The 19,555-nt window shown below is 66.7% G+C and carries 20 protein-coding genes; 16 read left to right on the plus strand and 4 right to left on the minus strand.

Features of this window, described 5'->3' with window-relative positions:
* Nucleotides 1-26: 26 nt before the first annotated feature.
* Both ACVWZ7_RS01135 and ACVWZ7_RS01140 read right to left on the minus strand, forming a co-directional pair.
* Nucleotides 27-221: a ferredoxin gene (locus tag ACVWZ7_RS01135; RefSeq protein ID WP_116765869.1), complete on the minus strand. Its 195-nt coding sequence runs from the start codon at nucleotides 219-221 to the stop codon at nucleotides 27-29.
* Complete coding sequence (locus tag ACVWZ7_RS01140; protein WP_456506644.1) at nucleotides 218-1,390, minus strand: cytochrome P450; 1,173 nt, start codon at nucleotides 1,388-1,390, stop codon at nucleotides 218-220. Before ACVWZ7_RS01140 ends, ACVWZ7_RS01135 begins: the two co-directional genes overlap by 4 nt.
* A 338-nt stretch (nucleotides 1,391-1,728) precedes the next feature.
* Between ACVWZ7_RS01140 and ACVWZ7_RS01145 the strand changes: the two genes are divergently transcribed.
* The 6 genes from ACVWZ7_RS01145 to ACVWZ7_RS01170 all read left to right on the plus strand — a co-directional run bounded on the left by ACVWZ7_RS01145 (nucleotide 1,729) and on the right by ACVWZ7_RS01170 (nucleotide 8,586).
* A complete protein-coding gene (locus ACVWZ7_RS01145; protein ID WP_456506645.1) occupies nucleotides 1,729-2,742 on the plus strand; it encodes a phosphotriesterase family protein in 1,014 nt (337 codons plus the stop codon).
* Nucleotides 2,743-2,791: 49 nt separating this feature from the next.
* Nucleotides 2,792-3,745, plus strand: a complete 954-nt coding sequence (locus ACVWZ7_RS01150; RefSeq protein WP_456506646.1) for a phosphotriesterase family protein — start codon at nucleotides 2,792-2,794, stop codon at nucleotides 3,743-3,745.
* Nucleotides 3,746-3,824: 79 nt separating this feature from the next.
* Nucleotides 3,825-4,952: an FAD-dependent oxidoreductase gene (locus ACVWZ7_RS01155; RefSeq protein WP_456506647.1), complete on the plus strand. Its 1,128-nt coding sequence runs from the start codon at nucleotides 3,825-3,827 to the stop codon at nucleotides 4,950-4,952.
* Nucleotides 4,953-4,956: 4 nt separating this feature from the next.
* The gene (locus ACVWZ7_RS01160; protein WP_456506648.1) at nucleotides 4,957-5,889 is read left to right on the plus strand and encodes an alpha/beta hydrolase; all 933 of its coding nucleotides are present in this window, start codon (nucleotides 4,957-4,959) and stop codon (nucleotides 5,887-5,889) included.
* Complete coding sequence (locus ACVWZ7_RS01165; protein ID WP_456506649.1) at nucleotides 5,886-6,854, plus strand: MBL fold metallo-hydrolase; 969 nt, start codon at nucleotides 5,886-5,888, stop codon at nucleotides 6,852-6,854. Before ACVWZ7_RS01160 ends, ACVWZ7_RS01165 begins: the two co-directional genes overlap by 4 nt.
* A complete protein-coding gene (locus ACVWZ7_RS01170; RefSeq protein ID WP_456506650.1) occupies nucleotides 6,847-8,586 on the plus strand; it encodes a CocE/NonD family hydrolase in 1,740 nt (579 codons plus the stop codon). Before ACVWZ7_RS01165 ends, ACVWZ7_RS01170 begins: the two co-directional genes overlap by 8 nt.
* Nucleotides 8,587-8,613: 27 nt before the next feature.
* On the opposite strand, the gene ACVWZ7_RS01175 is transcribed toward ACVWZ7_RS01170, so the two are convergent.
* Nucleotides 8,614-9,201: a TetR/AcrR family transcriptional regulator gene (locus ACVWZ7_RS01175; protein ID WP_116765877.1), complete on the minus strand. Its 588-nt coding sequence runs from the start codon at nucleotides 9,199-9,201 to the stop codon at nucleotides 8,614-8,616.
* Nucleotides 9,202-9,466: 265 nt separating this feature from the next.
* On the opposite strand from ACVWZ7_RS01175, the gene ACVWZ7_RS01180 reads away from it, so the two are divergent.
* From ACVWZ7_RS01180 to ACVWZ7_RS01215, 8 genes are all read left to right on the plus strand, one after another.
* Nucleotides 9,467-11,227, plus strand: coding sequence for an MFS transporter (locus ACVWZ7_RS01180; RefSeq protein ID WP_456506651.1), 1,761 nt, complete (start codon nucleotides 9,467-9,469; stop codon nucleotides 11,225-11,227).
* Nucleotides 11,224-11,952, plus strand: a complete 729-nt coding sequence (locus ACVWZ7_RS01185; RefSeq protein WP_456506652.1) for a TetR/AcrR family transcriptional regulator — start codon at nucleotides 11,224-11,226, stop codon at nucleotides 11,950-11,952. Before ACVWZ7_RS01180 ends, ACVWZ7_RS01185 begins: the two co-directional genes overlap by 4 nt.
* Nucleotides 11,953-12,093: 141 nt before the next feature.
* A complete protein-coding gene (locus ACVWZ7_RS01190) occupies nucleotides 12,094-13,350 on the plus strand; it encodes an acyl-CoA dehydrogenase family protein (protein ID WP_344367900.1) in 1,257 nt (418 codons plus the stop codon).
* Nucleotides 13,351-13,425: 75 nt separating this feature from the next.
* Nucleotides 13,426-14,622 carry an acetyl-CoA C-acetyltransferase gene (locus ACVWZ7_RS01195; RefSeq protein WP_344367901.1) on the plus strand — a complete coding sequence of 399 codons (1,197 nt, stop codon included), beginning with the start codon at nucleotides 13,426-13,428 and terminating at the stop codon, nucleotides 14,620-14,622.
* Complete coding sequence (locus ACVWZ7_RS01200) at nucleotides 14,619-16,208, plus strand: long-chain-fatty-acid--CoA ligase (RefSeq protein WP_456506653.1); 1,590 nt, start codon at nucleotides 14,619-14,621, stop codon at nucleotides 16,206-16,208. The genes ACVWZ7_RS01195 and ACVWZ7_RS01200 overlap by 4 nt, the downstream gene beginning before the upstream one ends.
* Before the next feature lie 84 nt (nucleotides 16,209-16,292).
* Nucleotides 16,293-16,736 carry an alpha/beta fold hydrolase gene (locus tag ACVWZ7_RS01205; RefSeq protein WP_456506654.1) on the plus strand — a complete coding sequence of 148 codons (444 nt, stop codon included), beginning with the start codon at nucleotides 16,293-16,295 and terminating at the stop codon, nucleotides 16,734-16,736.
* Complete coding sequence (locus ACVWZ7_RS01210) at nucleotides 16,720-17,232, plus strand: hypothetical protein (protein WP_456506655.1); 513 nt, start codon at nucleotides 16,720-16,722, stop codon at nucleotides 17,230-17,232. The genes ACVWZ7_RS01205 and ACVWZ7_RS01210 overlap by 17 nt, the downstream gene beginning before the upstream one ends.
* 50 nt (nucleotides 17,233-17,282) lie before the next feature.
* Nucleotides 17,283-17,540, plus strand: coding sequence for a hypothetical protein (locus tag ACVWZ7_RS01215; protein WP_456506656.1), 258 nt, complete (start codon nucleotides 17,283-17,285; stop codon nucleotides 17,538-17,540).
* Nucleotides 17,541-17,697: 157 nt separating this feature from the next.
* On the opposite strand, the gene ACVWZ7_RS01220 is transcribed toward ACVWZ7_RS01215, so the two are convergent.
* Nucleotides 17,698-18,972, minus strand: a complete 1,275-nt coding sequence (locus ACVWZ7_RS01220; RefSeq protein WP_456509045.1) for an MFS transporter — start codon at nucleotides 18,970-18,972, stop codon at nucleotides 17,698-17,700.
* A 26-nt stretch (nucleotides 18,973-18,998) separates the two neighbouring features.
* On the opposite strand from ACVWZ7_RS01220, the gene ACVWZ7_RS01225 reads away from it, so the two are divergent.
* Both ACVWZ7_RS01225 and ACVWZ7_RS01230 read left to right on the plus strand, forming a co-directional pair.
* Nucleotides 18,999-19,232: a helix-turn-helix domain-containing protein gene (locus tag ACVWZ7_RS01225; RefSeq protein ID WP_456509046.1), complete on the plus strand. Its 234-nt coding sequence runs from the start codon at nucleotides 18,999-19,001 to the stop codon at nucleotides 19,230-19,232.
* A 5-nt stretch (nucleotides 19,233-19,237) separates the two neighbouring features.
* Nucleotides 19,238-19,438 (plus strand): TetR-like C-terminal domain-containing protein, encoded by a 201-nt coding sequence (locus ACVWZ7_RS01230; protein WP_456506657.1) that lies wholly within the window; start codon nucleotides 19,238-19,240, stop codon nucleotides 19,436-19,438.
* The last annotated feature ends 117 nt before the right edge of the window (nucleotides 19,439-19,555 follow it).

The raw sequence follows: 19,555 nt of genomic DNA on the forward strand, positions 1-19,555 counted from the left end.
GCCGACGACGCCGGGCCCGCGCCCCGTTATGCAGCCTCCAGCCGGAGCGCGGCGACCGGGCAGACCCTCACGGCCGCCTTCGCGGCGTCGAGGTCGGCCCCGTCAACCTCCGGGGCATCGATGACCAGCTGGCCGTCATCGTCGAGGTGCATCAGCCGGGGCGCGGCTTCCTCGCAGAGGCCGTGCCCCTCGCATCGTGGCCGGTCGAGTTCGATCCTCACGATGCCACCACCTTGACGACCTGAAGCTTCTCGAAACTCCGCGTGATGTTGCTCGGCACCCGGATCCCGTCCGCGATGGACAGTGACTTCACCTGACGGGCAAGAGCGTCAATGATCGCGTGGGCCTCGAGCTTGGCCAGGCCTTGGCCGGCACAGCCGTGCGGTCCGTAGCCGAAGGAGAGGTGGTCCACCGGGTTGCGCCTGATGTCGAAGGTGTCGGGGTTTTCGTAGTGCCGCGGGTCCCGGTTGCCGGCGCCGAAGAGGATGCCCAGTTGAGCGCCCGCAGGAACGGTGGCTCCGTCGATCTCAACCTCGCGGGTGGTTGTGCGGCCCCAGATGTGCACGGGGGCCCAATAGCGCAGCACTTCCGCGAAGGCTGCAGGCACCAGGTCCAGGTTCTCGCGGACAAGCTCAAGCTGTTCCGGGTGGCGGCCGAACAGGGCGATGATGTTTCCGATCGAGGCGATCGTTGTATCGACGCCTGCCCCGAGGTACTGGTGGATGATGTGCCCGGCGGAGCCTTCGGGGATGTCGCCACGCGTTTCAGCGTCGAAGATCCCGCGGCCGATCGAGCCGGGGGCGAGGTCGCCGGCGGTAACTGACGAGCACCAGCCGTAAAGTTCGCCGGCGATCGGGAAGCTCTCCTGGGTGCGCTGGTTCATCGGCCCGATGACCTGCATCGCGGCCTGCCCCCAGCGCATCATGTTGTCCTTGACGTGTCCGCTGAAGCCGATGAGGTCGGCGACGATCTCAAGCGGGAAAGCTCGCGCAAGGGAGTCGATGGCTTCAAAGCTTCCGCCGGCGACGAGGTCGGCGACGAGCTTGTCCGCCTTCTCGTCGATGATGATCTTCAGGCCGCGCAGTGCGCGGGGCGTGAGGTTCTCAGAGAGCGTCGCGCGCAGCTGGGTGTGCAAGGGCGGGTCTGAGGCAAGCGAGGTGCCTTGCAGCGCCTCGTTGACCATCGGGTTGAAGCCAAGGGTGGTGGACGAGAACGTCGCCGGATCGCCGAGTACGTCGCGGATGATGTCGTAGCGCGTCAGAGCGTAAAGGTCGTTCTTGGGCAGGTGGACGACGCCGGCCTGCTCGCGCAGCGCGGCGTACGTGGGGTAGGGGTCGACCAGGACGTCGTCGTCCCAGATATCGATGCCGGATTCTGCGGGTGCAGTCACAGTATTCTCCTTGCGGATGGGGGGTGGGCCGAGGGTGTGAGGCCCGTCAGCCTGGACGATAGCTGCGGCGCATTCCCCGGTGCTCTACCGGGCTCCTGCCAAGGCCGGAGGCGGATGTGGCGCTCCACACATCTTTACGCCAAGGTTTACATGATGTCAATACAGTTTACGAGTCGTCGGTTTCACGAACGCCCCGAAGCTCCGGGTATACGTTGCGTTTATTTACTTGACATACTGTAAAGAAAGATGTGACGCTAGATACACCGCATCGGAGCGATGGTCTGGCCAGGCCCGGCGGCACCCCTGCATTCAGCACCCGAACTTCAAGGGAGAAGCAAGTGATTCACCCCACCTCCGTCGACACCGGCGACGCGTTCGCCGGCACCGTCGATCGAGCCACCGTCCATACGGTCCTTGGCCCCGTCCCCGCTCATGAACTGGGTGTGGTCGCGGTCCACGAGGCCCTGCTGTCGGTGCTCCCGGGTGCGCAGTACGCCCCGGACATCACGATGGACCGGGCGGAGATCTTCGAGGCACTGGCCGCGAAGCTCAAGGACTTCCGCGAGCACGGCGGGCAGACGATCGTCGACAGCACCGGCATGTTCCACGGCCGCGACCTGAGGCTTTACGAGGCCCTGTCCCGCTCCACCGGCGTCCACATCGTCGCCTCCACGGGCCTGGGCCCGGAGGAAGAACTCGGCGGATACTTCCTGACCCCGCAGACCAACCCGCCCACCCCCTGGCCGGCCGAAAAGTTCGGCGACCTCTTCGGCAGGGAGGTCACTGAGGGGATGGTGGTACCCCGGGTCGAGCGCCGCGCCGCCGCCGGCATTGTGGCCACCATCGCCGACCGCGCCGGCATGACCCCGACCGAGGAGAGCCTGTTCCGCGGCTCCGCCCGCGCCGCCAGGAACACCGGCATCCCGGTCTCGATTCGGTTCGGCGCCGATGCCCTGCACGATCTGGACATCGTGCTGGACGAGCAGATCGGGGCCGACCGGGTGCTCGTCGGCGACCTGGACCGCAAGGAGGCCGCCGGCTCCGCCATCAAGGTGGCCGGCCGCGGAGCCTTCGTCGGCATCGACCACGTGGGCCTGAACGACCACGCGGACTACCTAACCGACCACGATCGCGCCGAGCTGGTGTTCGAGCTCGTCAAGGCCGGCCATGCCGACAAGATCATCCTTTCGGGCAACTCGATCGGCGTGGCCAAGGGGCTGCCGGAGTACAACCTGCCTTACAGCCACGTCCTGTCCACGTTCGTGCCCTACCTCAAGACCCACGGCCTGAGCGACGAAGACGCCCGGCGCATCCTCGTGGACAACCCGCGCAACCTGCTGACCGTGCGCTAAGCACGCGTCGGCCCTCCCACAACAAGCTTTCGACCCCTGAGGTGAACGAATGACCAAGGTCAACACCGTGCTGGGAACCATCCCGGCCGAAGAACTGGAAATCGTGGCGGTCCACGAACACATCGGCTACGGCATGCCCGGGTCCGAGCTGGACACCATGTGGTGGAAGTCGCCCGAGCAGGCCTACGAGGAAACCGTGCCGAAACTGCGGAAATTCCGCGAATACGGCGGCGGTACCTTTGTCGACGCCACCGGTATCTGCAACGGGCGCGACGTCGACTACTACAAATCCCTGTCCCGGAAGACGGGCGTGCATATCGTGGCCTGCACCGGCTTCGTCGGCGGCGACACCGCCCTGCCTCACTTCTCCCGCGCCACCGTGGACTACCTGGCGAAAGTGTTCATCCACGAGATCACCGTCGGCATCGGCAACACGGGCGCCAAGGCCGGCGTCATCAAGGTCGGTGTGAGCCGCGGCGGACGAATGACGGACCTCGACAAGCGCATCTACCGGGCCGCGGCCCGTGCCGCCGTCGTGACCGGCGCGCCGATCCTGACCCATCTGGCCATCGACCCCGAGCCGGCGGTGACCATCTTCAACGAAGAGGGCCTGTCCCTCGACCGCGTGCTCTTCGGCCACGCCGACGACGGCCTGAACGCTCCGATCACCCCGCACGACTGGATCTACGAGCAGGGCGGCCGGATCGGCTTCGATACGTTCGGGTACGACCTCGAGCTGCCGGATCCGCCGTTTTGGGGCCGCAAGCGCGACGAACGCATGGAGCACTTCGTCAAGCTCGTCAACAAGGGCTATGCGGACAAGCTCCTCGTCTCGGCAGACGCCAACTGCAGCCCCCTGGGCTGGCCTGGCGTGAAGGGCCACACCATCAACTACATCTTCGAGGACATGATCCCGGACATGCGGGCGGCCGGCATCGACGACGCCACGCTCAAACTCCTGCTCGAGGACAACCCGGCCGACTTCCTGTCGCTGCACGCCTGACCCCGGACAGACCACCACAACTTACCCGTTCCACCAGACACGGCCCGGGCCAAGAAAGAGCCAAGAAAGAGATGAAACCATGAAGGCTGAAGACATCAAGAACCTCAAGATCGCCATCGTCGGCGCGGGCTACGGCGGCGCTGCGGTGGCCAAGGCCCTGAGCCTGCTCGGTGCAGACGTCAAGGTCTACGAGCAGGCTCCCCAGATGGGAGAGGTCGGCGCCGGCATTGGCCTGCGTCCGGCCACCATGGCCCGGTTCCGCCAGTGGGGAATCTTTGACGCGATCGCCAAGGTGAGCTCGGCGAGCGACTACTTTGAGATCCTCACGGCCACCGGTGAGCCGATCATGAAGGACACCTGGCCCGAGTTCGGCGATGAGAAGCAGACGTACCTCATCCACCGCCGCGACTTCATCGAGGCCCTTCTCGGCGTGCTTCCCGAGGGCATGGTGCAGCTCGGCCACCGGCTGGAGACCATCGAGGACAAGGGCGACCGCTCTGTCCTGACCTTTGCCAACGGGGAGACCGTGGAGGCCGACCTGGTGGTGGGTGCCGACGGCATCAAGTCCGCGGTGCGCGAGCAGCTCTTCAGCGACAAGGGCCCCGTGTTCTCCGGCGAACACGCCTACCGCGTGGTCATCTCCGCCGACAACGCCCACGGGATGGCCGTCGACGACAACCTGCGGATGTACATGGGCAGGGGCACCAAGGTTTACCTCCTGCCGCTGCGCCACCGCAACCAGATGTCCTTCGACATCACCGCCCTGAATCCGGACGGCACCTGGGCACCCACGATCACGAAGGAAGAACTCCTGAAAACTGTGGAAGGTTTCGACGAGCGGATCGTGGGCATCGCCCGCGACCTCGACATGGACACCGTCAACATCCGCGCCGTCTACGACATCGACCCAGTCGACTCCTGGCACACCGACTCCGTCGTCCTCATGGGCGATGCGGCGCACTCCATGCTGCACCACCAGGGCCAGGGTGCGAACTCGGCGATCGAGGATGCCGGAGCACTGGCCGACGCCCTCGCGCAGGCCGACTCCGTCAAGGAGGCGCTGGCCCTGTTCCAGGCGACCCGCAAGCCGGTGACGGACGAGCTGCAGCGCATCTCGCGTCAGGGGTGGTCCGAGGAAGAAGTCAACGACGTCTTCCCTGGTCAGAAGCCCGCGTCCCAGAAGCCCGCGGCTCAGGCACAGGTCTGATGCCATGACGATTCATCCCAAAATTGCCAAGATCCTCAGCACCCTGCCGGCGCCCGATGGTTCGCCGCTGAATCCGCAGGCCATGCGGGCCGGCGAGGCCGCGCAGGTTCCCGCACTCGAGGACCGCCTTCGGCTGTACTGCGTCGAGGACGCCACGGCAGTGGCGCCCTCGGGCGACGTGCCGGTGCGGATCTACACACCGGTGGAGGCTGACGCCTACGGACTGCTGGTGTACTTCCACGGCGGAGCGTTCTTCCTGGGCAGCCTGGACACCCATGACCACGTGGCGCGGGCACTCGCCAAGGAAACCGGCCACAAGGTCATCTCGGTCGGCTACCGGCTGGCCCCCGAAGCATCTTTCCCGGCCGGCCTCGACGACTGCTACGGCGTGGTCCGCTGGGCCGCCGCGCGGGGCCACAGCCTGGGCTGGGACGGGATGAACCTCGCCATCGCGGGCGACAGCTCGGGCGGCAACTTCGTGGCCGCCGTCGCCGCGCAGGCCCACGACGACGGGTTCTCCGCGATCACGCACCAGGTGCTGTTCTACCCCTCCCTGGACCTGGACTTCGACGTCGACCGCTATGCGTCGCTGCGGGAGAATGCGGAGGGGTACGGACTGGAGACGGCGGGCCTGCTGCCGTTCAACTCGTTCTACCTCGGGAACGGGGCGGATCCGGCGGACCCCCTCGTCTCCCCCATCAAACGCGAGGACCTCGCCGGCCTGCCTGCTGCCCTCGTCATCACGGCAGAGCACGATCCCCTGCGGGACGAGGGCGAACTCTACGGGCGGCGCCTGAAAGAGGCCGGCGTCGGCGCAACAGTCAGCCGCTACGCGGGGGCCAACCACGGTTTCGTCCAGAACTTCTCCTGGATCCCGGAGTTCTACCGGGCATTCGAGGAGACAGGTGAATTCCTGAACGCGAGGGCCGGGCGATGACGAAGTCAGTCGCTGTTCATCCCATGGTCTCCCCATGGGGCCGGTTCGGTCTCTACAGCTTCTACATCGACGCCCCGGAGCCCGCCATCATCGACACGGGGATCGCGTCCTCGCCCGCCGAGGGCATGGTGCCGGCCTTGGAGGCGATCGGCCGCCGGATCGAGGACGTCCGCTGGATTCTGCTGACCCACGGACACATCGACCACATCGGCGGCGCGTACGCCCTGTGGGAGCTCACCGGCCGGCGCGCGCAGGTGGTGATTCACGAGGCCGACGCACCGTTGTTGCGCTCGCGCCGGGCCCACGTGGACGAATACCTGTCCGGACGGGGGCAGTATCTGAACGACCCCGACGGCGAGGCGAAACTTACCGAGGCCACGAACGCGGTCATCTCCGGCGAGATGGAGCCGACGATGGTGGTGCGCGGCGGTGAGACCATCTCCCTTGGCGGTGACGTCAGCGTCTCGGTCCACTCGATTCCGGGCCACACTCCCGGGTCGGTGGCCTATGTCATCGACGGACAAAACGACGTGTTCGTCGGCGACTCCGTACAGGTCCACGGTGCGGCCAACGGATTCCCCGGATTCGTGGACCCGGCCGGCTACCGCTCAAGCCTGCAGTACCTCAGCGATGAGATCCGTCCGCGCCACCTCTACCTGGGGCACCCGTATCGCCGCGCGGACGGCACACCCTACGGCGTGGAGCTCGACGCCGGGCGGGCCCGGGAGGCGCTTCAAGGGAGCCTGGAGATCGAGGCCCGCGTCAATAATGCGGCCTGCGGCTGCCTGGCTGCCGGACTGCAGGATACGGACTCGCCGTACTCACCCTTCGCCCGCGTAGCCGAGGACCTTGGTTACGCCGGGGACCCCACCCTGGAGCCGTCCCCGTTCTTCACGACGCTCCACGGCTACCGCACGGCGTCGGACCATTTGACCGAAGATGAGGAGACAAGCACTCATGGATGACTTCCAGTTACTGAACGCCGGCGGGGGGAAGATTGCCGTTCGCAAAGACCTCCGGGTCCCGATGCGCGACGGCGTCGAGCTCGCCGCGGACGCCTACCAGGGCACCGACGACAAGCCTCGTCCGGCGCTGGTGGCACTGAGCCCGTACGGCAAGGAACTGCAGGCGTTGGCCCTCACTACGCCGCCACAGCGGCGCCCCAGCCCGATGTGGGACGGCTGCATCGAGGCCGGCGACATTGCCCGCATCGTCAAGGAGGACTACGTCCACGTCATCGGTGACCTGCGCGGCTCCGGCCACTCCGGCGGTGAGCACATCGGCAACTACAACGCCGGCGGCGTCTCGCTCGGCCAGGACGCCTACGACTTCATCGAGTGGGTCGCGGAGCAGCCGTGGTGCGACGGCAACGTCGGCATGGTGGGCATCTCCTACTTCGGCTCCATGCAGGTGCTCGCTGCCGCCGAGCGCCCGCCGCACCTCAAGGCGATCTTCGTCTCCGGCGGCCACTACGACTTCTACGAGACCACCTACCACGGTGGCATCATGTGGTTCATGCCCCGCGCCGCCCGCGAGGGCCGCGGCGGCGATTCCGGCTGGGCGTTCACCGACAACGTCAAGTCCCGCATGATCGAGAAGCACTCCCCCGAGGAGCTGAAGAAGCTCGTCCAGAAGCGCCTGCAGGACCCGGACGTCGCCGCCTGGCCGAACCTGGTCCACGTCCTGAACTACCCGAAGAACCACGAAGCCTGGTTCGACATCGTCATGAACGAGCTGGACGGGGACTGGTATGAGGAGCGCAACCCGATCACGCTGGCCCCGAACATCGACATCCCGGTGTGGCTGCAGCTGGACCAGGGCCGCGGCTGGACCCTGGACGGCACCATCGAGCTTTTCAACGAGTTGAAGGGCCCGAAGAAGCTCGACATCGGTCCCTACCCGCCGATGCAGTCGCGCCCGTTCATCGAGGAACACGACAAGATGTTCCGGTGGTACGACTACTGGATCAAGGGCATCGACAACCGCGTCATGGACGAGCCCGCCGTGAGTGTCTTCGTGGAGGGCTCCCGCGAGGTGGTGACCGCGGACCAGTGGCCGCCGAAGGACATCGAATACACGTCCCTGTATTTGCGCCCGCGCCACAAGCTGTCCAGGGAGCCGGAGCCGATGGGGACGGAGTACGCGGCCCCGGACGGTTTCTACCAGGCGCCGCTGACGGTGACGGACAAGGTGGAGATCCTGAGCTGGAGCACGGAGCCGTTCGAGGCGGACACGGAGCTGATCGGCACCGGCGCCGCGCACATCTTCGCGGAGATCGACCAGCCGGACACCAACTTCATCCTGCGCCTGTGGGACTACGCCCCCAACGGCAAACGCCAGCTGATCACCAGCGGTTACCTCAAGGCCTCGCACCGCGAGCTCGACGGTCGGACCACCGAGGGCAACCCGTACCACCCGCACACCCGCTCCGTTCCCGTGGAACCGGGAACGGTCGAGGAGTATGTGCTGCGCCTCTACCCATTCGCGAACACGTTCAAACCCGGCCACAAGCTGACGGTGGAACTCTCGAACGGCGAGCCCCTGGCCGACGAGCACAATTCGCTGCTGCCGCCGGATGCCTTCCACCTGCCGGTGGGCCGGCCCGTGACCCATAAGATCTACCGCGACGCCGCCCACCAGTCCAGGCTGGTGCTGCCGTTCACCACGGGCAAGGCGGCGGGGCACCGGGCGAACTGACTCTAACGGTCATCTGGTGCTTCCTGCTCACTCAGCCAGCAGGAAGCACCAGTTCTGGACCATCAGCTCCAGCGAAGTATCGCGGTCCACCGTCCAGCCGAGCCGCATCCAGCGCCGGGAAAAGAACTCCAGTTCCCCGAAGGCCAGCGCGCACCGCACCCGGCGGCTGATCGGGTCAAACCGCCCGGCCCGGTCAAGGCCCGCCTGCATGTCATCGATCGCCGAGTCGAACCACTGATCAAGAGCCGTTTGGATATCGGGTTCGCTGGCCGCCGCCTGATGCGCCGCCACCACGTAAGGGCGGATCTCCGCCCACTGGTCGAATTTGCGCGCAAGCCAGGTCCGGATCAGCTCACGGTCCCCGGATTCCACCACTGAATGCAGCGGCGGGACATCCGCCTCGGTCAGCATCTGATTGGAGCGCTCGACCAGCGACCGCATGAGCTGGCCCTTGGACGGAAAATGCGAGTAAAAGGTGGCCCTGGTGGTGCCTACGGCAGCGGCGATGTCATCCACCGTGGTGGCGGCGTACCCCTTCTCCTCAAAAAGCTCCAGCCCCTTCTCGAGCAAGAGCCGGCGGGTCATCTGCTTCTGAGCTTCTCGAATGCTTGCCACTCCCCCAGACTAATGCAAGGTTCACCATGTAATTTGACTTGACACTTTGTATAGTCAATGGCTATGTTGTTACCGACATCACATTCGGGTGCCATCGCGACCACGCGAAGAGAGGACAACGTGCCGTGCTTCAGGACCTTGATTCCGGCGGCACCGCCCCCGCCATCGTGACCCGGCGCCGCCTCCCCGACCACTGACCGCCGTCGGACGCCTCGTTCTTCACCCCGCTCCACCCGATTGCTCGTATCAGACAAAGGAGTTTTCCATGAGCACTGATCCCAGAACCGTTCCACCCCAGACCTACCCGCCGCAGCAGGCACCGCCTGCGGCGCAGTCCCCTGCCGAAGCTGCCACCGATGCCGCCCGGTTGGCGCTTCCGCGGCTGCGGGTAAAAGGCACGCTGGCAACGGCCGCCGTCGCCGTGATGGTCGCGCAAATCGCCAACGCGCTTCCCGGCTCGCTCAACGGCGAGTTCCAGACGACCTTCAACGCCGTTGGGTCCCAGTTGACCCTGATCGCGGCAGCGTTCATGATTCCCGTCGTCGTGTTCGAGCTGACCTTTGGCCTGTTGGGCGACAAGCTCGGCCACAAGAAGCTTGTCATGGGCGGCTCCCTGCTCATGGCGATCGGCTCACTGGTCTGCACCCTGGCTCCGACCGTTGAGGCGATGTGGATCGGTTCGGCCCTGAACGGCCTCGGCGCGGGAGCCATCTTCCCCGCCTCCCTCGCCCTCGTTGCCGCCGTCACTCACGATGCGCGGGCGCGAGCCAGGGGAATTGCCATGTGGGCGGGATTCCTGTCCGTCGGTGCGGCGCTGTCGCCGCTGCTCGGCGGCACCTTGGCCAGCTTCGGCTCCTGGCGGGGCGCCTACGGCACGGTTGCCGTCCTTAGCGTACTGACCGTGATCCTGGCGCTGCTGGTCGCGGCAGAGCACAAGGCGGCCCAAGGCCGCAAGCCGGACTGGTGGGGCCAGATCACCTTTGCCCTCGGCCTGATCCTTGTCCTCTTCGGCCTCGTCAAGGGCCCCGAAGACGGCTGGGGCGCCCCTCACGTCATCTTCTCGTTCGTCGCCGGCATCGCTCTGCTGCTCGCGTTCGTCCTCATTGAGACGCGCGTCGAATCGCCGCTGCTGGATCTGCGGCTGTTCCGCAACCGCGGCTTCACCATTTCCTCGATCGTCGCCGTCGTCGGGATGTTCGCGTTCCTCGGAAGCCTCTTCTCGCTGAGTATGTGGCTCGGCCCGGTCCAGCACCAGAACCCCATGAACATCGGCCTGCTGTTCATCCTGCTGCAGGGCCCGACGTTCGTGCTGGTTCCGCTGATCTCCCGCCTGCTCACCCGCGTCGCGGGCCGCTGGATGCTCACCGCGGGCTTCCTCCTGATGGCCGCCGGCGCGCTGATGGCCTCCGGCCTGGACGTCACGAACATGTCCATGACCCCGTTCATCGCCCCGGCCCTGCTGCTCGGCGTCGGCTTCGCCCTGACCCTAAGCCCGATGACCGCGATCGCCCTGAACACTGTCCCCCTGCACCTGGGCCGGCATGGCCAGCGCCACCACCAACCTGCTCCGCGACCTCGGCTTCGCCCTCGGCCCGGTGCTGGCCGGCGCCGTGGCCCTGAGCACCGCCGGCGCCAGCCTGGGCGCCTCGCTGCAGACCTCCACGCTCCCCGCCGACCAGGCCGGTCCGGCCAACGCGATCTTCCAGGCCGGGGGCCCGATCGCGCTCAACAGCCTGCCGCCGGGAGCACCCGGCTCCGCAGCCCACGAGCTCGCCCTGCAGTCCCTGGGCAACGGCTTCTCCGATGCCTTCATCGTCTGCGCCGTCGCGGCGGCCGCCGCGGCCCTGCTCACCCTCATCGGCCTGCACGGCGTCCGCGACACCCACCCCGCCGCCGAGGCCTTCGTGGACCCCCTGGTGGAATCCACCCAGCCCTGAACCGTTTGAGCCTTTGCACCGGTCGGGTGGCCGCGCTGACGTCGCCCGTCGGGACGGGCCCCGTAGTTGTGCTAAATTTCGGCGCATGATCTCGCACCCGCCAAGCCACGATACCGACGGACCTACAGCCGCCGCCATCGGGCTGTTGGCGTCGAAAGGCTATGACGCAACGTCCGTTGACGAACTTGCGGACGCCGCGGGCATGAGCCGCAGCACCTTCTTCCGGAAGTTCGGATCAAAGGAGGACGTTGTTTTTGCGGACCACGAGCGGATCCTGGGGCAGGTGACCGAACGACTGGCGGAATCGATGCAGGAACCGCTCGCAGCGATCGAGGACGCGGCGCTGCTGGTCTTCAACCACCACGTACGGAACCCGGAAACGTCACGCGCCCGGTATGAGCTGATGCAGACCGTGCCGGCCCTCCGGGACCGGGAGCTGGTCACCTCCCACCGGTACGAGAGGGCGTTCCTGCTGCACCTGCTGGATAAGATCCCCGACGGCGAGCACCGTGAATACAAAGCTGTTGCCTTCGCCGCAGCCGCGGTCGCCGTGCACAACGCCTTCCTCCGGCGATGGCTCCGCACAACAACAACTGCCCCGGAAACTGCAGCGGCAGACCGGGAGAGATCAACTGCGCTTGCGGACGAGCTCCGGGCTCTCTCCGGGATCTTCCGGCCGGCGTTGTACGGCCCGCCCGCGCCGGTTCCGGCGTCACTGGCGTCCCAGGCGTCCCCCGCCGTTGTAGTCACCGTGCTGACGGCGGGCGCAGACAAGGACGCGATCGTGCAGGCGGTCCGCGACGCCCTGTCCTGACGCACTGTCCTGACGTTGACACGCATCGTCTGAAACTGAGTTCCTTGACGTGGAACTGCGTTTCAATGCATCCTTAGTCGACGTGGTGTGAACCACGGCACGTGGGCGCCCAGGCCCCGACGCGAGACAGAGGACGAACAGATGACGACGACGTCACCCGCTACCGGGTTCACCGCCGCAGAGCCGGCGGGCCAATTTCCCGTCGGCACCATAGAACCGGACTATGTCCTGACCCAGGCACTGGGCACCGACCCAGCGGCCGTATTTGCCGATATCAGCGGCGCCGATCGCGGCTACTGGGAACGCGCCCGCCACTTCGTCCAGGACGAGGTCCTTCCCGCCATTGACGGCTACTGGGAGCGTGCCGATTACCCGATGCACCTGGTCAGCCGCCTCGGCGAACTGGACCTGCTGCGCGACGGAGTTCAGGTGGACGGTTTCGCGCCGATGAGCCGGATGGCGGCCGGGCTGGTGACCATGGAAATCAGCCGCGGCGACGGCTCCGTGGCAACCATGATCGCGGTGCAGGGCGGTCTTGCCCTGCGGTCCATCGCGGAGTGCGGGTCGGCCGAGCAGAAGAAGCGATGGCTTCCGGGGATCGCCGGCGGCAGGGAATTCGCCGCGTTCGCGCTGACGGAACCCACCCACGGCTCGGACGCCGTGGGCCTGGAATCCACGGCCACCAGGACGGCGGGCGGGTTCCTTCTCAACGGCGAGAAGAAATGGATCGGGAACGGCTCCGTCGGCGGAGTGAGCGTCGTTTGGGCCCGCGGCGACGACGGCCAGGTTCACGGCTATCTGGTCCCGCAGGATTCCCCCGGATACACCGCCACAACAATCGAAGGCAAGCTCGCCTTGCGGGCCATCTGGCAGGCCCACATCCGGCTGGAAAACGTCTTTGTCCCCCACGAGAACGTGCTGCCGGGGGCACGGTCCTTCAAAGACACGGCACGGGTCCTGCTGGCCACACGGCTGGGCGTCGCGTGGTCCGCCGTCGGGCATGCCACCGCATGCTACGAAACCGCGGTCCAATATGCCAAGCAGCGTCAGCAATTCGGCCGGCCACTGGCCGCCTCGCAGATCGTGCAGGAACGGCTGGCCCGGATGCTCAGCGAACTGGCCACGATGCAGCTGATGGTGGTTCAGATGAGCCGCCTCGACGAAGAAGGGGCACTCACCCCCGAACAGGCATCACTTGCCAAATACACGTGCACGCGCACCGCCCGGTCCATAGCCTCCAATGCCCGGGATCTCCTCGGCGGCAACGGCATCCTGCTGGCAAACCGCGTCGCCCGGCACCTCGCCGACATCGAGGCCATCCACACCTACGAAGGCACCGAAACGATGCAGGCCCTCATCATCGCGCGCGGGATCACCGGCATCTCCGCCTTCGCCTGACCCACCGGCCTTGAGCCGCCTGCCTTAGCCACTTGCCTGGCCCACACTGTGCCTGCCACCCCGAAAGGACTCTTCTTGAACCAAAACGCCCACATCCCTGTCATCCTCGGCGGCGCCCGGACCCCCTTCGGCCGCTTCCGCGGCGGCCTCACGGCTTTCTCCTCAAGCGAGCTGGGCGCCCACGCCATCCGCGCCGCGCTGGACCGCACCGGCGTCGCCCCCGAGCAGATCGACGCCGTCATCGTCGGCCAGGTGATCCAGGCCGGAGCAGGCCAAGGCCCCGCACGCCAGGCCAGCCTGGCCGCAGGGATCGGCTGGGATGTGCCCACCGTGACGGTGAACAAGCTGTGCCTCTCCGGGCTGACAGCCGTGATCGACGCGGCTCGAATGATCCGCGCCGGTGAGGCAGACTTCATCGTTGCTGCCGGTCAGGAATCCATGACGAACGCACCCCACCTGGTGCCCGGTCTCCGGGCCGGCGTCGTCATCGGGGACGCTCCTATGCTCGACTCGCTAAACCGCGACGGGCTGCAGGATCCGGTGAGCGGCTTGCTGATGGGCGAGGCCACCGACGCGGGAAACGCCGAGCGCGGCATCACCCGGGCCGAGCAGGACGCTGTCGCAGCCCGGTCCCATCAGCGGGCCGAAGCGGCGCGCGCCGCCGGCCTATACGCCGACGAGATCGCCCCGATCGACGTCCCCCAGCGCAAAGGGCCAGCACTGACGCTCCGGCACGATGAGGGTATCCGCCCCGAGACCACCGCCGAATCCCTGGCGCAACTCCGTCCGGCCTTTTCGAAAGCCGCAACGGCAACCATCACCGCAGGATCCTCGTCGCCGCTCTCCGACGGCGCCGCGGCCCTGGTGATCGCGAGCAAGGCGGCAGCCGAAGCTGCAGGGCTCGAGTGGATCGCCGAAATCGGTGCCCACGGCCAGACAGCGGGACCGGACGGATCCCTGCACTCCCAGCCCGCCCGCGCAATAGAACGCGCCCTCAAGAGCGAGGGCCTGACGGCACAGGAACTTGATCTGGTCGAGATCAACGAGGCCTTCGCGTCCGTGCTCCTCCAATCCGCCAAGGACCTCGGCATCGAGCCGGACGCTGTCAACGCCGAGGGAGGCGCCATCGCTCTCGGGCACCCGGTGGGGGCCTCGGGCGCGCGCCTGGTCCTGCATCAGGCGCTAGCCCTGAAGCGCCGCGGCGGAGGCATCGGCGTCGTCGCCCTCTGCGGCGGCGGCGGCCAGGGCGACGCCCTGATCCTCAAGGCATGACCATCACAACGAAGAAGCAGGCCATGAAAACCACCAACCACGACGACGGCTTTGGAACCATCTCCGTCGCAGCCATCCTGGCCGAATCCGCACGCAGGACGCCGGACAGCATCGCCCTGATCGTCGGCGAGGACGAGACCAGCTACGCCAGCCTCTGGCGTGAGACCCGCGCCTACGCCGGGGCGCTGCGCGCCCGGGGCATCGGCCCCGGAGACGCCGTCGCCGTCTTGATCCCCAACGTCCCGGACTTCGCCCGGGTGTATTACGCAATCCTGGCCCTCGGCGCCGTCGTCGTTCCGGTGCACGCGCTGCTCAAAGCACGCGAAATCGAATACGTGCTCCAGGACAGCGGCGCCAGAATGTTGATCTGCGCCGCATCCCTGCTGACGGAAGGCGCTGCGGGCGCCGCCACCACCGGAACCGACCTCCTGACCGTGATGGCGCCCGACGACGACGGCCTGCCGCGGCTCGAGGACGAGGCCGCCGCGTCCCGGCCAATCGACAGCTACGTCCCGTGCCGGCCCTCCGACACCGCCACGATCCTCTACACCTCCGGCACCACCGGCAAGCCAAAGGGCGCCCTCGGCACGCATTTCGCCCTGGTGGAACAGACCAGTGTCCTGCTGACCAGTGTCATGGACTTCAAGCCCGGCGACGTCCTCTTCGGCGGACTGCCGCTGTTCCACACGTTCGGCCAGACCGTCGTTCTCAACACGGGACTGCGCGCGGGCGCCACTGTGGTCATGATGCCCCGCTTCAGCGGCGATGGCGCCCTAAACCTGATGGCACGGCACAAGGTGAACATTTTCGTCGGTGTGCCGACCATGTATGTAGCGCTCCTTGAAGCGGCCAAGACGGTCGACGTCCGTCCGGCCGCCCTGCGCTACGGCATCTCCGGCGGTGCATCCCTCCCGCTGGCAGTCATGGACAAGTTCCGCGACGTCTTCGGCGTGGAGATCCACGAAGGCTACGGACTGACCGAGACGTCCCCCGTCGCCGCATTCAACCACGTCGGCACAGCGCCCCGGCCCGGCACCATCGGCGTCCCGATTTGGGGCGTCGACATCGAAATTGCCCGCGCCGAAACGGTCGAAAGCATCGAACTGCTGCCCTGCGGCGAACTTGGCGAGCTCGTCATCCGCGGACACCTCCTGATGAAGGGCTACCTCAACCGGCCGGAGGCCACCGCCGAGGCGATCGTCGACGGCTGGTTCCGCACCGGGGACCTTGGCACGAAGGACGACGACGGCTACCTGAGAATCGTTGACCGCAAGAAGGACATGATCATCCGCAATGGCTACAACGTGTACCCCCGCGAGGTAGAGGAAATCCTCCTCACCCACCCGGAAGTCGTCAGTGCCGCCGTCTACGGCATTCCGCACGACGTCCACGGCCAGGAAATTGCCGCCGCGATCGTGCTCGACGCCGGAGCCACGGCCACCGAGGCAGACCTGATGGAATTCGCGAGCGCCCAACTCGCCGCGTACAAATATCCCCGCGTCGTCAGGCTGCTCGAGGAGCTCCCCCTCGGGCCCAGCGGAAAGATCCTCAAGCGCAACCTGGCGGCCGAGTCCGTCGGGCCCTAAAGGCCATCCCCCGTCGGCGGCGGCCATGCCCAGGATTTCCGCCGACTCCACCGACATTCCGCTCCTCAGATAAGGACCCGACTCATGACTGAGACCAGCCGCAAGGACTACAGCACCATCGACGTTCCCGTTCGCGGCGGCCTGCTCCACGCCGCCGTCTGGGGAGAAGAGAATCCCGCGGCGCCGACCATCCTCGCCGTGCACGGAGTGACATCCTCGCACATGCAGTGGACGGCCCTGGCGGATGCCCTCCCCGGCGTCCGGATCATCGCGCCGGACCTGCGGGGCCGAGGGCGCAGCAACGCGCTGCCCGGACCCTTCGGCATGGCCGCCCACGCCCAGGATCTGGCGGCTCTCCTGGATGCCATCTCCGCCGGCCCCATCGTGGTCCTCGGGCACTCCATGGGCGCCTTCGCCGCGCAAGTCTTTGCCCACGCCTATCCGCAATGGGTGAGCTCGCTCGTGCTGGTGGACGGCGGACTTTCCGCTTCCGCTGCCGCCCGGAGTCAGTGTGGACCAGGCGATTGATGCGATTCTCGGACCTGCGGCGGCCCGTCTGTCGATGAGCTTCCCGGACCACGAAACGTACCTGGAATTCTGGCGCCGTCACCCAGCCTTTGCCGACGACTGGAACGACGCCGTCGAAGCCTACGCGCGGTACGACCTGCTCGGCGAGGCTCCGTACTTTCGTCCCTCGACCACCGTCGATGCAATGACCGAGGACTCGAGGGATCTCCTGGCCGGCGACTCAGTCCGGCATGCCCTTCAGGATCTGAACCACCCCGCCGTCCTGCTGTGGGCGCCTCGCGGGCTCCTCAACGAATCCCCCGGCCTTTACACCCACGAATCCGTTGACGCCTGGGCTAGCAGCCACCGGTCACTGCGGACCGAAGTGGTACCCGAGGTCAACCACTACACAATCGTTATGGGAAGCTCAGGCGCGGCCCGGGTGGCCGCCGCGGTCAAGGAGGCCCTGGACGCCGGCCGGACCGGCACGGCAGGCCGGTACACGCCAGTTGACTAACCCGCCGCGTTGACGACGCAGTGCACGGTCACCACTACGCCTTGGCGGAGGTGGACGCACTCGAGCCCGGAACGGTCGCGTCCTACGCCCTCGACATCAACGGAACGAGGGTCTGGCCCGACCCCTCATCCGGGTTCCCGCCCTCGAGGATCGCGACCAGATGCAGGAGTTCATCCGCGGCCGACGCGACATCAAGGCACCCCGGGCGAGGAGATCATGGACTACGAGGAATACGCTCACCTGTACTTTCTGGCCTGGTCGGACCCCGCGACTCGGTGGCTCTTGTCCACCCTTTCCCAGCGCCATGATGTTCGATGACCACGACATCCGCGACGACTGGAATACCTCGCTGAGCTGGAAGACGAAAATGGAGGCCACATCCTGGTGACACCTAGGATTGCCGGGCCGGCCGAGCGGCGCGGACAGCGGCATGCAGCGTGAACCCCCTGTGGAGACGATGAGCATCTACGCCGGCTGCGGTCCGGCGTTCGACGTGCCGGTCGGGGCGTTGGCCGCATCGGCGTGGTGGCGCTGCCGGCGGCTCGCCAGCAGGAAGGGCACCGCGATCAACTCGATCGCGCCGCCGATCGCGAGCGAGGCCGGGTAGCCGTACACATCAGCCGCACGGCCGAGCAGCGGCTGCACCACCACGCCACCGCTGGAGCCCATGAGCGAGTCGAAGCTGAGCACTGTTGCCCGTTGCCTTGAGGCGATCATGTCGTTAAGGTACGCCTGCCGCACCGGGATGCCCGCCGAGGAAATCAGGGCCCAAATCGCCAAAAGCACCAAAGCCACCCAGAATACGCGGGTGAACCCGAGCGCGGCCAGGATCATTGCGTCCAGGATGCTGCTCAGAATCAACACCGTCGTGCGCTTTCCCACGAGACGCCGGACGCGGGGCGCCATCCAGCCGCCGAGCACCTGTGCTCCGGCCACGATTGCTGCCGCAAGGCCCGCCACCGAATACGCGTGAGGGTCCCCGAACAGCTCAAGCAGGTACGGCTGCAGGGCGTAAAACACGTAGATTCCGACGCCGGCGCTGAAGGGTGCGGCCAGCATCACGTAGCGTACGGGCGGATTTTTCAGGCCGTTCTCGATCGAGGCCGACAGTACGGCACGGGTCGCCTTAACCGGATGGGTGGAGCGTTCGGGGGTGAATCCGACGTCGCGCATGAGCCCAAAGGCGACGACGAACATGGCCAACAGCACGCCGACGCGCAGCAGAAACGGTACTCCCAGATTGGTGGCCTGTGCGATCACGCCGCCGGCCACCGAGCCGACGAGCATCGCGACGCCGGAGACCATCTGCCCCCGCCCGAGCACCGACTCCATCCCGCCTTCATATCCGGAGAATCGCAAGGCGTCGACGAGCCAGGCTTCGACCGCACCGGAGAAGAAGGTGAAGCCCAGGCCGAGCAGGACCGACACCACGGCCCACGACCAGAACGGGGCGGACAACTGCCATAGCAGGTAGTAAAGGTACGTGGATCCGGCGAGGGTCACGGTGCCCAGCAGAAACGACACGCGGCGCCCCCAACCGTCGGCAACCACCCCGGTGGGCACCTCGAACAGCACCATGCCGGCGGTGAAGAAGGCGTTCGCGGCAAACGCCTCGAAATTGCTGAGCCCGGCATCCAACAGGAAGAGGGTGTTGATCCCCCAAATGAACGAGGCCGCAAGGGTATTACCCAGCGTCAACGTGAGAAAGATGCGCTGGATCTTTCGGGCGGCAGCGGTCATCCCGTCGCCGCCCGCGCCAGGGCGAACTGGAAGCACGAGGCCATTCTCGTCCCCCGCGCCGGTGCGCGCCAGATGGCCCGTCACGCCAGGGGTACCGGGAGGTCGGATTCGGCAACCTGACGGTCGAAGACGTGGCGGCCCGGACGGGAGTAGCGAAGACAACGATCTACCGCCGTTACCGGTCCAAGACCGATCTTGCCCTGGCGGTCCTGCTGGACATGGTGGGTGACGCGAGAAACGTGTGGTCAGCCACCGGCTGACGGACGTGAGCGCCCTTGTGGAACGCAGGATCGCCCGAGGAGAACTAAGGGCCGATCTCGACCCCGAAATAGTCGCCGACCTACTGCTCGGCATCTGCTACCGGTTCTTCGTCAGCGGCTCCCCCATAGACAAGGGTTTCGGAAAGCGGCTCGTCACCACTCTGCTTCCCGCTTTCGCGGCCCAACAGGGAAGTCACCGCGAGTAGCCTCAGCGCCCGCGCGTCGCGCGTTTGGCACGTGAGCGTAAAAGCGCGCAGAAACGGAGGCCACGCCGGCGCCACGCCGGCCAACACGCTCATCCCCAGTGCGGCCAGCGGCCCTCC

The organism is Arthrobacter sp. TE12232 (genome assembly GCF_054062615.1).